This window comes from Rhodococcus sp. NPDC003383 (genome assembly GCF_053589115.1).
On record NZ_JBSFRG010000034.1, the window covers coordinates 49,001 to 61,349 of the forward strand.

General features: G+C 70.3%; 11 protein-coding genes. 5 read left to right on the plus strand and 6 right to left on the minus strand.

Translation table 11 applies throughout. The features are described 5' to 3' along the window. The first annotated feature begins 10 nt into the window (after positions 1 to 10). Positions 11 to 400, plus strand: a complete 390-nt coding sequence (locus tag ACWDTS_RS23915; RefSeq protein WP_197252465.1) for a hypothetical protein — start codon at positions 11 to 13, stop codon at positions 398 to 400. A gap of 3 nt (positions 401 to 403) precedes the next feature. Continuing rightward, complete coding sequence (locus ACWDTS_RS23920; protein ID WP_197252466.1) at positions 404 to 1,597, plus strand: MFS transporter; 1,194 nt, start codon at positions 404 to 406, stop codon at positions 1,595 to 1,597. Between the two features lie 24 nt (positions 1,598 to 1,621). Here the strand turns inward: ACWDTS_RS23920 and ACWDTS_RS23925 are convergent, their stop codons facing one another. Further along, on the minus strand, positions 1,622 to 3,559 hold the full coding sequence (locus ACWDTS_RS23925; protein WP_248675958.1) for a vWA domain-containing protein: 1,938 nt from the start codon (positions 3,557 to 3,559) through the stop codon (positions 1,622 to 1,624). Further along, positions 3,556 to 4,944 carry an ATP-binding protein gene (locus tag ACWDTS_RS23930; protein WP_248675957.1) on the minus strand — a complete coding sequence of 463 codons (1,389 nt, stop codon included), beginning with the start codon at positions 4,942 to 4,944 and terminating at the stop codon, positions 3,556 to 3,558. The genes ACWDTS_RS23925 and ACWDTS_RS23930 overlap by 4 nt, the downstream gene beginning before the upstream one ends. A gap of 100 nt (positions 4,945 to 5,044) precedes the next feature. Here ACWDTS_RS23930 and ACWDTS_RS23935 point away from each other — a divergent pair, with 100 nt between their 5' ends. From ACWDTS_RS23935 to ACWDTS_RS23945, 3 genes are all read left to right on the plus strand, one after another. After that, positions 5,045 to 5,635 (plus strand): DUF4126 domain-containing protein, encoded by a 591-nt coding sequence (locus ACWDTS_RS23935; RefSeq protein WP_197252469.1) that lies wholly within the window; start codon positions 5,045 to 5,047, stop codon positions 5,633 to 5,635. 142 nt (positions 5,636 to 5,777) lie between these two features. Next, positions 5,778 to 6,737, plus strand: coding sequence for an alpha/beta hydrolase (locus ACWDTS_RS23940; protein ID WP_197252470.1), 960 nt, complete (start codon positions 5,778 to 5,780; stop codon positions 6,735 to 6,737). Between the two features lie 261 nt (positions 6,738 to 6,998). Next, a complete protein-coding gene (locus tag ACWDTS_RS23945) occupies positions 6,999 to 7,238 on the plus strand; it encodes a hypothetical protein (protein WP_248675956.1) in 240 nt (79 codons plus the stop codon). 46 nt (positions 7,239 to 7,284) lie between these two features. Here the strand turns inward: ACWDTS_RS23945 and purH are convergent, their stop codons facing one another. From purH to ACWDTS_RS23965, 4 genes are all read right to left on the minus strand, one after another. Beyond that, positions 7,285 to 8,877 (minus strand): bifunctional phosphoribosylaminoimidazolecarboxamide formyltransferase/IMP cyclohydrolase, encoded by a 1,593-nt coding sequence (gene purH / locus ACWDTS_RS23950; protein WP_197252472.1) that lies wholly within the window; start codon positions 8,875 to 8,877, stop codon positions 7,285 to 7,287. Then, on the minus strand, positions 8,864 to 9,490 hold the full coding sequence (gene purN, locus ACWDTS_RS23955) for a phosphoribosylglycinamide formyltransferase (RefSeq protein ID WP_450110598.1): 627 nt from the start codon (positions 9,488 to 9,490) through the stop codon (positions 8,864 to 8,866). Before purN ends, purH begins: the two co-directional genes overlap by 14 nt. 75 nt (positions 9,491 to 9,565) lie before the next feature. Next, positions 9,566 to 11,167, minus strand: coding sequence for a cell division protein PerM (locus ACWDTS_RS23960; protein WP_450110599.1), 1,602 nt, complete (start codon positions 11,165 to 11,167; stop codon positions 9,566 to 9,568). Positions 11,168 to 11,258: 91 nt separating this feature from the next. Continuing rightward, complete coding sequence (locus tag ACWDTS_RS23965) at positions 11,259 to 12,251, minus strand: DUF5336 domain-containing protein (protein ID WP_197252474.1); 993 nt, start codon at positions 12,249 to 12,251, stop codon at positions 11,259 to 11,261. Positions 12,252 to 12,349: the final 98 nt, after the last annotated feature.

The window sequence follows — 12,349 nt, forward strand, 5'->3', positions numbered from 1 at the left end:
CGTGGGGTCCGTGCGTCTGCCGTCGATCCTCGCCTGCGCCCTGACGATTGCCGCGTGCGCTGCCGGCGACGCCGACGCGCCGCCGCTGCCGCAGGCGCCGACACCCGCCGGGGCGACCGTGTTCACCGCACGCCCCGACCTGCTCGACCCGCATCCCCTGGCGATCACGTCGTGGTCTCCGGCGGGCGACGGCATCGCCGTGCACTTCGAAACCGGAACGCCCGAGTGCTACGGCGTCGACGCGACCCTGACCGAAACCGACAGCGCGGTCGCGGTCACGCTGGAAGGCGGAACGCTCCCGGAGGCCGCGGACCGCATGTGCATCCAGATCGCCGTGACCGGCGTCCTCGAACTGCCGCTGCGGGCACCGCTCGCCGGCCGCACCGTGACGGCCGGTTGAGCCGTGCCTTCCGTATCCCGCCACTGGCTGATCCACCTGTGCACCGCGACCGCGCTGCTGCACGCCGCGTTCCAGTCCGTCCGCGTGCTGGTGTCCTATCGGGTGCTCGCGCTCGGCGGGGACGCCACCACCATCGGCGCGATCACCGCGCTGTACGCGATCGTGCCGCTCGTCGCGGCCGTCCAGTTCGGACGGGCGGTGGATCGACATCACGCCGCGGGCATCCTGCGTTCGGGTGTCGTCCTGACGACGGCCGGTGTCGCGGTGATCGCCCTGAGCCCGAACCTGCCGGTGCTCGGCGTCGGCAACGTCGTACTCGGGCTGGGCCAGCTGCTGGTCACCGTGTCGGGACAAGCTTTCGTGTCGATCCTGTCGCCACCGGACCGCCTCGACCGCGGCTTCGCCTGGCTCACCCTCGGGGTGTCGGTCGGGCAGGCCGCGGGCGTGCCCCTCGCCGGGGCGATCGCCGCGGCGGGCGGGGACGATCCGACGGCCGTGAACACCACCCCGGCGCTGCTGGTGATGACCGCGATCTCCGCGGTGGCGCTGCCGTTCGTCGTCGGACTGCGCGAACCCCCCGAGTCCGGACGCCGCAGCGGCGACGACGCACCGCAGTCGGTGCTGTCGATGCTGCGCACCCCCGGCATGAAACCGGCGATGCTGTCGAGTCTCGTGGTGCTCGCGGCCGTGGATCTGGTGGTCGCATACCTGCCGCTGCTCGGCGCCGAATTCGGGTTCGGGGTGCTGCTCGTGTCAGCTCTGCTCACCGCCCGCACGGTCGCGTCCATCGCGTCGCGCGCGTTCTTGCCGTGGGCGTTGCGCCGGGTATCGCGTCGGGCGCTGCTGATCTCCGCGACCGCCGCGACGATCGTCCCCGTCGCGCTGATCCCACTCGTTCCGAACCCGTGGGTGATCGGTGCGCTCCTCGCGATCTGCGGCATGTTCTGGGGTGTCGGCCAGCCCCTGACGATGACGTGGGTGGTCCAGTTGGTCTCGGAGCAGGACCGCGCCTCCGCCCTCGCGGTCCGCCTGACCGGCAACCGCCTCGGTCAGGTCGCGGTCCCGCTCGCGGCCGGCGCGGTCGCGGGGGTGGCGGGCACGGCGTCGGTGTTCCTGGTGACCGCCGCCCTGCTGTCCGCCGCCGCCACCAGCACGTGGCGCGCGACCCGCGCCCGTGTGCCTTTCCGGCGGCCCTGACCGCCACAAAGGCACACCGGCGCGTCAGCGCCTCCGCGACCGCACGTAGTCGCCGACGACCGCCGCGCCCAGCCCGTCGAGATCGGGGGCGACGACGCGACCGCCGACGCGGCGCGCCATCCGGTCCACGATCCGGGCCAGGCCGGGATCGTCGCCGAGCCGGAAGATCGTGATCTGCGCACCCAGCCGCGCCAGATGGTCCAGTTCCCGGACGGTCAGCCCCAGGGTGCGGGGGCTCGGCGGGTAGTCGAACATCGCGTATCCCTCGGGTTCGATGTGCGCGGTCGGTTCCCCGTCGGTGACCACGAGCACCACCGGTTGCGCGTTCGAATGCCGACGCAGGTGCCGGCCGGCGAGCATCAGCGCATGATGCAGATTGGTGCCCTGCTCGTACACACCGTCCAGGCCCGCCAGCTCCGTCGGGGTGACCACACGCGCGTGCCGCCCGAACGCGATCAGCTGCAGCGCATCTCCGCGGAACCGCGTCGACACCAGGTGGTTCAGGGCCAGCGCGGTGCGTTTCATCGGCACCCAGCGACCGTCCATCACCATCGAGAACGACGTGTCCACCAGCAAAGCGACCGCCGCCTGCGCCCGCTGCTCGGTTTCGACGACCTCCACATCCGTGACCGCCATCCGCACCGGTACCCGGCCGGGATCGCGCAACGTCGCGTTGGTGAGTGTGCGTACCACGTCCCAGGATTCGGTGTCCCCGAATTCCCACGGCCGCGACGCCCCGGTCGGTTCACCCATCGCACCGGCGCGACGCGTCTCGCGCTGCCCGCCCCGCGACGACAACCGGTTCATCACGTCCCGCAGCGCGGTCTGCCCGAGCTGACGCATCGCCTTCGGCGACAGCCGCCACTGCCCGTCCGCGCCGCGGTCGAAGAAACCCTGCCGTTGCAGTTCCTTCTCCAGATCGGCGAGGGTGCGCGCGTCGGCGGCGGCCTCGTCGCCGAGCTGCCGTGCGAGCATGTCCAGATCGATGTCGTCGAGGGCGGCACCCGCATACTGCTGCGACAGTTGTTCGGCGAGCGCGTCGAGTTCGGCGATGTCCTGCAACGCCCCGGTGGCTTCGCCCAGACCCATCCCCTGGTCGCCGCGGAACCGTTCGGACCCGGACCAGTCCTCGCCGGGCCGCGCGGCCTGCAGGTGCGCGTCGAGCCGGTTCAGCTGCTGCATCAGCGACGGCGTCCCGAACGCCTGCTGCGCGAGCGCATCCAGTTCGTCGCGCTGCTCCTGCGTCATCGAGTTGCGCAGCCGCTGCGCCGCCGCCGCACGCTGCGCCAGCGAATCGAGCAGTTCCTCGACGTTGCGCGGGTTCTCCGGGAAGAAGTCGCCGTGCTCGGCCATGAACTGCTCGAAGTCCTCGGGCGTGTCCTCGCCGCGAGAGTGCTTGTCCAGCAGGTCGTTCAGGTCCTCCAGCATCTCGTTGACGCGGCGCCGGTCCTCGTCGGTGGCACCCTCGAGCGCCTGTTTCATCCCGGCGAAGCGCTGATCGAGGACCTCCCGCCCGAGCAGGTCGCGGATCTTCTCGTAGTCCTCCCGCGCCTCGGAACTGCGCCAGTCGTAGTCGGCGAGTTCCTGCACGGCCTGCGCGGTCGACGACGGGAGTTCCTCGATCCGCATCTCCGCGAACCGCGCATCGTCGTCGAGGGCACGCGCGAGTTCCTTGCGTTCGGCGAGCACCGCGCGATCGAGCAACTCGCGCACCTCCCTCAGGGTGCCGTCGAGATTGGTGCGGTTCAACAACTCCCGCTTGCGCCGGTTCGCCTGCGCCGCAAGCTGATCCAGACCTCGGATGTTGCCACGCCCGCGGCGCAGCAACTCCCGGAGCGCCCGCCGCGGTGAACTGCCCGCGAGCACGTCGTCACCGATCGCGGCGAGCGCGTCGCGCAGATCCACCGGCGCCGCCAGCGGATCACCGCCGTCGTACGGCCCGTACTGCGCGCCTCTGCTCATCGCGAGTACACCGCGGTTCCGTCGTCGGCGTCGTGCTTGGCGATGCGCCGGGCCAGATAGAGACCTTCCAGAGCGAACTCGACTGCGGCAGCGCGGGTTCCGATATCGTCGGCGCCGAGCCGGTCGGCGACGACGTCGAGCACCGGAAGCTCCGGCAGTTCGTCGAGCAGCACCTTCGCCGTGATCCGGTCCCCGGTCGTGACCGGGCGCCCGTGCTCGATCGCCTCGACGAGGGTCGCCAGGTCGACACCGGCGAGCCGCTCCCGCGCGGTGTCCGCGGTCGCGCGGCGAAGCAGGTGTTCGAGCACCTCGAATTCGCGTCCCTCCTCACCGGATTCGAATTCGACCTTGCCGCGCAGCACCTCCACCACCGTGCCGAGGTCCACGGGCCGGGCGACCGGGTCGTCCTCCCCGAGAACGGCGCCGCGGTGCATGGCCGCGGCCGCGACCGTCTCCGCCCCCGCGACCGCGAAGCGCGCGGACACCCCGGACCGCTGGTCGATCGACGTCGACTCGCGCAGCAGCCGGGTGAAGCGGGCCAGCACCTCGAGCAGGAAATCCGGAACCCGCGCCTGCAGTACGGCTTCCTGCTCGATCACCGCGATCTCGTCGTCGAGTTCGACCGGGTAGTGGGTGCGGATCTCCGCGCCGAACCGGTCCTTGAGCGGGGTGATGATGCGACCGCGGTTGGTGTAGTCCTCCGGGTTGGCGCTGGCGACGAGCAGCACGTCCAGCGGCAGCCGCAGCGTGTAGCCGCGAACCTGGATGTCGCGCTCCTCCATGACGTTCAGCAACGACACCTGGATGCGTTCGGCCAGGTCGGGCAGTTCGTTGATCGCGACGATGCCGCGGTGCGCGCGCGGCACCAGCCCGAAGTGGATCGTTTCGGGGTCGCCGAGACTGCGGCCTTCCGCGACCTTCACCGGGTCCACGTCGCCGACGAGGTCGGCGACGGACGTGTCCGGGGTCGCGAGCTTCTCGGCGTACCGCAGCGACCGGTGCCGCCAGTCGACGGGCAGGTCGTCGCCCAGTTCGGCGGCTCGACGGATCGACGCCGGGGTGATGGGTTCGTAGGGATGTTCACCCAGTTCGGACCCGGCGATCACGGGGGTCCATTCGTCGAGCAGCAACGGCAGCGTCCGCAGCAGCCGGGTCTTGCCCTGTCCGCGCTCGCCGAGCAGAACCACGTCGTGGCCGGCGAGCAGGGCCCGTTCGAGTTGCGGGACGACGGTGTCGTCGAATCCGACGATGCCGGGCCACGGGTCGATGCCGTCGCGCAGGGCGGCGAGGAGGTTCTGCCGGATCTCGTCCTTGACCGATCGCTGCACGTGCCCGGACGCGCGCAGCTCACCGAGGGTGGACGGCCTGGTTGTGGTTGACGTCACCTCACCCAAGGTACGAGGATCCGCCGGATTCGGCATCTGCTCGCGGCGAGCCTCTCGCGTGCGCAACCGTTTCCCGTCCGCACCGCCCTACACTCGGGCCGTGGAGATCTGGATCCTCGCGGCGTTGCTCGGCCTCGGCCTGGCGGCCGCCACCGGCCTGCGCACCTTCCTGCCGCTGCTGATGCTCAGCGCCGCCGTCCACTTCGGATGGTTCGGGATCGTCCTGAACGAGTCGATGCAGTGGATCGGCTCGTCCGCCGCTCTGATCGCGCTGGCGATCGCGACCGTCGTGGAGGTCGTCGCGGATCTCGTCCCGCTGGTCGACAACGCGATGTCGGCGATCGGCACCGTCACCCGGCCGGTCGCGGGTGCGGTCGCGGCGTGGGCCGCGTTCGCCAACCTCGATCCGGCGATGGCGGCGATCGCGGGCATCGTCATCGGGGCCCCGACCGCGCTGGCGGTGAGCACCGCGCAGACGGGCACCCGCGCGGTGAGTACGGCGACGACGGCGGGTCTCGGGAACCCGGTGATGTCGGTGATCGACAGCGTCACCTCGTTCGTGACGTCGCTGATCTCGATGGTGCTGCCGCTGCTGGTCATCCCGTTGCTCGCGCTGCTCACGTGGTTCGGATACCGCGGCTACCGCCGCTTCCGCCGCGTCCGCGGAGCGTTCACGAGGCCGGCCGCGTAGATCCGCGCCCATCGCATGCACATCGAACACCGCATGCACATCGAACACCGCATGCACGTCGAACACCGCATGCACATCGAACACGCCGGCGACACAGCCCTCCGGTGGCCGCGACGTCCGGAACTTCTGATAGACACATGTCATGTCGGAAACCGAGATCACCTTCACCAGCGGCGACGTGACGCTGTACGGCAGCCTGCGAGTACCCGCTCTCGGTGACACCCCGGTTCCGGCCGTGCTGCTGCTGGCCGGCAGCGGCCCGACCGACCGCAACGGCGACAGCGCGCTGCTGCCCGGCCCGATCGGCACCCTCCGCCACCTCGCGGACATCCTCGAGATCAACGGATTCGCGAGCCTGCGCTACGACAAGCTCGGCAGCGGCCTGACCGGGCTCGGCCCGTACGCGGTCGAGGACGTCGCCGACCTCGGCTTCTCCACGTTCATCGACGCCGCCCGCGACGGCCTGCAGTTCCTCGCGGACCAGCCCGGCGTCGACCCCGAGCGCGTGTACGTCGTCGGGCACAGCGAGGGCGCGCTCATCGCCCTGTCGCTCGCGCACGCCGGTGAGCGGGTCGCGGGTCTGGCCCTGCTCGAACCGCTGGCGGTCCGTCTGCTGGACCTGCTGACCGCCCAGATCGACGCGCAGCTCGACGCGGTCGTCGCGGCCGGTCAGCTGGCCGTCCAGGTCGCCGACGAACTGCGTGTCGCGCTCACCGGGGCGGTGGAGTCGCTGCGCGCCGACGGCACCCTCAGCGACCGCCTGCCCGAGCCGCTGCGCAACGCGGGCCTGGTCCCGACGAACGCGAAGGCGCTCGCCGAGGAGGACTCGCTGGATCCGCGCATGCTCGCCGCGCAGATCGACAGCGCACTACCGGTGCTCACCAGCGTCTCCGACAAGGACATCCAGCTGCGCGTCGAGGACGTCGACGCCCTCGACGAAGCGCTCGTGCACACCAAGCTGACGTCGCTGCGGCTGCGCAACGCCAACCACGTGCTCAAGGACATCGGAGACCAGCAGTCCACCGGCGCCGATTACATCGCCGACCTGCCGTATTCGACGGAGTTCACCGACGGATTCGTGGCCTGGCTGCGGGGTCTGTGACCTCACCGCACGAAAATTGGGGATGTAAAACTCTCGTCATTGGGGTATGGTTCCCCGTTAACCCGCTGGATACTCGAGAAAGGTACGGTCCGATGCAGCATCGCAAGCGCACATATCGATTCGTACCCGAGTTCCACTTCCACTGCGCCGCAAGGCGATCCCGGGAATAGAGTCACATCCGACTCGCTTCTCGGGCACCCCAGGCACATCGCCTCGGGTGCCCTTTCTTATCCCCATTCTTTTCGAAGCAAGGAGAACCACATGAAGTTGCGACTGGGAGCCACCGGCTCCGTCCCGAAGGACCTGCCCACCGATCTGACCGGGCACGCCATCACGATCGACCTGCGCCACGTCGACGCCGAGAAGGGCGCACTGGCCGCCGATCTCATCCGCGAACTGCTCGACCGCGGTGCCGCCCGGCTCGTCATCTCCGACGGCCGCGGCACCACCGACATCGAGGCGCCCCACCGACCGGAAACCGCCCACCCGTACGCGGCCTGACGTCAGGTCGTCGTCGGGTGGGCGGCTGCCCCGGGTCGGGGTGCGCTCAGTGCGCGAAGTGGCGTGCGCCCGTCAGGTAGAGGGTGATGCCGGCCTCGCGGGCGGCCTCGATCACCTCGTTGTCACGGACCGATCCACCCGGCTGCACGACGGCCTTGACGCCGGCCTCCGTGAGGACCTGCAGGCCGTCCGCGAACGGGAAGAACGCGTCCGACGCGGCGACGGATCCGACGACACGATCGCCCGCGCGGGTGACCGCGAGACGCGCCGAGTCGACCCGGTTGACCTGGCCCATCCCGACACCGACGGTCGCGCCGCCGGAAGCCAGCAGGATCGCGTTGGACTTCACGGCACGGCAGGCGCGCCACGCGAACTCCAGGTCGGCGAGGGTCTGCTCGTCGGCGGCGTCGCCGCACGCGAGCTCCCAGTTCGCGGCGTTGTCGCCGTCCGCGGTGAGCAGGTCACGCTCCTGCAGCAGCAGGCCACCGGAGATCTGACGCAGCTCGATCTGCGCGGACTTCGGGGAGTCGGCCCGCAGGATGCGGATGTTCTTCTTGCGGGCGAGCACCTCGACGGCACCGGCGGCGTACGACGGGGCGATGATCACCTCGGTGAAGATCTCGGCGACCTGCTCGGCCATCTCGACGCTGACCTCGCGGTTGACGGCGATGACCCCACCGAACGCGGACACCGGGTCACACTCGTGCGCCTTGCGGTGCGCCTCGGCGACCGTGTCGGCGACGGCGATACCGCACGGGTTGGCGTGCTTGATGATCGCGACGCACGGCCGGTCGTGGTCGTGCGCGGCGCGCCACGCGGCGTCGGCGTCCTGGTAGTTGTTGTACGACATTTCCTTGCCGTGGAACTGCTCGGCCTGCGCCAGACCCGGCTCGCCGCCCTCGTTCACGTACAGCGCGGCCGCCTGATGCGGGTTCTCGCCGTACCGCAGCACGTTCGCGCGCGTCCAGGTCGCGCCCGCCCACGCCGGGAACTTGCTGTCGTCGCCGTCCGCTGTGACATCCCCCGTCGCTTCGCTCGCCCCGGTGGCGTAGCCGCTGTTCATCCAGCTCGCGACCGCGACGTCGTAGGCGGCGGTGTGCTGGAACGCCTGCGCCGCGAGGGCCTTGCGCTCGGGCAGGGTGAACCCGCCGGCCTTCACCGCGTCGATGACCGCGTCGTAGCGGGCCGGATCGACGACCACGGCGACGGACGGGTGGTTCTTCGCGGCGGCACGCACCATCGACGGGCCGCCGATGTCGATCTGCTCGACGCACTCGTCGGGGGTCGCGCCCGAGGCGACGGTCTGCGTGAACGGGTACAGGTTGACGATCACCAGCTCGAACGCCTCGATGCCGAGGTCCTTGATCTGGTCGAGGTGGTCCTGCTTGCGGGTGTCGGCGAGGATGCCGGCGTGCACGCGCGGGTGCAGCGTCTTGACGCGGCCCTCGAGGCACTCGGGGAAGCCGGTGAGCTCCTCGACCTTGGTAACGGGGATTCCGGCGCCGGCGATGGTCGCGGCCGTGGAGCCGGTGGAGACCAGTTCGACCCCGGCCTGGTGCAGCCCGGTCGCGAGTTCGACCAGTCCGGTCTTGTCGTACACGCTGACCAGTGCGCGGCGCACAGTCTTACGTTCGGTCACTGGGGATCACGGCCTTTCGTCCATCGGATACAACTCCACGGGTTGCGACAGCGGCGACCACCTCGGCCAGCAACCGTCGTTCCACAACTTTGATGCGCTCGTGCAGGGTGTCCTCGTCGTCGTCCTCGAGGACCGGCACGGGTTCCTGCGCCAGGATCGGCCCGGTGTCCACGCCGCCGTCGACCAGGTGCACGGTCGACCCGGTGACCTTCACGCCGTAGGCGAGGGCGTCGGGGACGGCGTGCGCGCCGGGGAATGCGGGCAGCAGAGCCGGGTGCGTGTTGATGATGCGGCCGCCGAAGCGTTCGAGGAACGCGGGGCCGAGGATCTTCATGAAGCCCGCCGACACCACCAGGTCCGGCTCGTGCGCCGCGACGGCGTCGGTGAGCGCGACGTCCCAGGCGGCACGGTCGGCGTGGTCGCGCAACGCGACCCGGAAACCGGGGATGTCCGCCTCGCGGGCATGGTCGAGGGCTTTGCAGTCGCGGTCGACGCCGACTGCGACGATCCGGGCCGGGTAGCCGTCGGTGCGGGTGGCGTCGATCAACGACCGCAGCAGGCTGCCGGTACCTGAGGCGAGTACGACGACCCGCGCCGGCGCGGTCGGCGGCAACTGGTCACGCGAGGCAGTCAGCGCTCTACTCCTGGACTCGAAGAGGGGTCGGCCGGACCATCGGCCGTCTAGAGCCTAGTCGCTGGTGTTCCGGGTACCTTTCGCGAGGTCCCCGTCGTCGGCTTCGTCGTCGATCTCGGCGTCGACGACGTCGGGTTCCTCGATGTCCTTCGCGTCGGGTTTCGACTCGGGCTCCTCATCGTCGTCGACCACCTCCGCATCGACCACCTCGGTGTCGTCCTCGACGTCCTCGATGTCGGTGTCCTCGTCTCCGTCTTCGTCCTCGGCATCTGCGGATTCGGCGTCTCCGGCGGGCGCGGCTTCGAGTGCCTTCGGTTCCTCGAGCTCACCGGCAGCGGCGTCCTCCCCGGACTCGCCGTCCTCGTCGGAGTCGTCCTCCGTGTCGTCCGGCTCGGCGGACTCCTCCGCCTCGGCCGCGCGCGCAGCCTCGGCTTCGGCGGCGGCCAGCTTGCCTTCCCGCCACAGCAACAGCTGCGCGGTGATGATCCCCAGCAGACCCGACCACGCGAACATCAGGACCCCGGCGAGCCACCAGTTGCCGCCGACCACCCCGAAGAACCCGAGCCGCCCACCGGCCGCCCAGGTCGCGAGCGCGGTGACGACACCGGCTTCGGCGGAGGCCGCCAGCACGGTCAGGGCCCCGTCGCTGCTGGAGACGTACTCGCCGCGCGCCTGCGCCTCGAGGTTGCGTTTGGCGACGTACCGGCCGAGCAGTGCGCCGATCGTGGCGGGCACCGCGAGCGCGACCGGCCAGAAGGACGGTGCCGGGCCCGGCGGGATCGCGGCCAGCACCGGCAGCGCCGGCAGGTCACCGCCGGACGCCTCGAACAGGCTCAGCCGGACCTCGCCGAACTCGACGGTGCTGCCGGCCAGGACCGCGGCCGCACCGATCATCACGTTGGGCAGATACAGGATCGAGATGACCAGCAGGCCGAGGACGCCCATCCAGTTCTCGCCGCGGGCGAGGAGCTCCCCGACGCTCTGCCACGACCAGAGCATCCCGACGACGGTGAGCAGCCCGCCCATCGCGAACATGCCGAGCACCGCCCGGGTTGCGGGCCGGACCGAGTCGACCAGCCATTCGGGGACTGCGTACCGGTCGCAGAGCGGACGCCACATCCTCGACCCGACGCCGAGCAGCGACGACAGCAGATACAGCCCGGTCACCCACGCCAGGGATTGCGCCGGGTCCGGCATCGAGACGGGCAGCACGCTCGAGGCGTCCTGGATGACGACGAGCGCGGTGACCGTCACGGCGAGCGGTCCGGCCAGTGTCGCGGCGGTGATCCGCGCGGCGTCGCGACCGTCGAGGGCATACCCGCTGTGCAGGACCATCGCGTCCGCGGCCGACGCGCACGAGCGGGCGGACAGCCACACCAGCACCGCGGTGGGCAGCAGCGGCAGCACGCCGAGCGCGGTGCCGTCGATGGTGAGGGTGACCTGGTGCAGGCCGAGCCAGGCACCTGCGGTCGCCGCGTACACGCCGGTGAGGTCGCTGCTCGCGGCGACGAGCGTCGTCACGACGACCGTCACGAGCAGCGCCATCGTCACGGCCGGTACGCGTGCCGCCGTGCCGAGCAGAATGCGGAATTGCTCCGGATCCGGCGAATCCTGATTCGTGGGGAGGCGGGAGTTCCGGCCTAGCGTCGATGTCATCGAGACGAGGGTGTCACCGACCGCGAGCGGTTGCGATCAGGCGCGCCGCAACGGTTGCGATCAGGCGCACCCCGCCGAGTCGTCGAACATGTCACCGTTGCTCGTCGTTCGGCTTCAGCACCTGGGTGGCGTCGTCCGGCGGCGGCGAGACCACGGTGGCGTCCTGGTCGTCCGGTGCCGGCGACAGGACAGTGGCGTCGTTGTCGGACGGGCGGGCCAGTTCGGTGTCGTCGTCGTGGCTCGGCTCCGGCGCACCCCCGGTCGGATACTGCTGCGGCCCGGTCGGATACTGCTGCGATCCGATCGGATATTGCTGGGACGGGGTCGGCTGGGACGGGAACTGCTGCGTCCCGTACGGCTGACTCGAATACTGCTGACCGGTGTACTGCTGGCTCGGGTACTGGCCCGTGTACTGCTGACCGGTGTACTGCTGGCTCGGGTACTGGCCGCTGTAGTGCTGTGGAGACTGCGCGCCGTACTGCTGGCCGGTGTACTGCTGGCTCTGGGGCTGCCCGCCGTACTGCTGCGGAAACTGCCCGGCCGGCTGGGGACTCCCCGGCTGAGGACTCCCCTGCTGCCCGTACCCACTGGGCTGCGGGAACTGGGACTGCGCCGGGTACGCCGCGGACCGTCCCGACCGCGCCGCGGGGACGAGCACACCGATCCCGAACAGCAACGCGACCACGGCCACCGCGGTCTGCAGGAACCCGAACACGAAGATGGCGACGCCGCCCCACGCGATACCGGAATCGTCGGGCAACTGGAACCACTGGAAGACCGACGTCACGAATCCGACCGCCGATGCGGCCAGCGCGACGCCCCGTAGATCCTGACCGGGCAGCAACGACAGCGCCGCGCAGAATCCGCCGAGCAGCAGCAACGCCAACGGCACCACCGCGAATCCGAATTCGAACGCGGACAGCGCGACGTGCCCACCGAATTCGATCCGCATGTAGGGCGCGAGACCCAACAGGAAATTCACCACACCGAGTACCGCGACCGCCACCGGCAACAGCACCGGCACGAGCTTGGCCGACGGCCCACCACCACTCCGATCCGGGGTCTGGCTCGCTGGGAATGTCATCGATCCTTACCTTTCTTTCAGGGGGTTCGAACTGGGCGACGGCCGTAGGCTTCGAACCACCCAGGGACGTCGGACATGGCTTTCATCGCTCTGCTGCC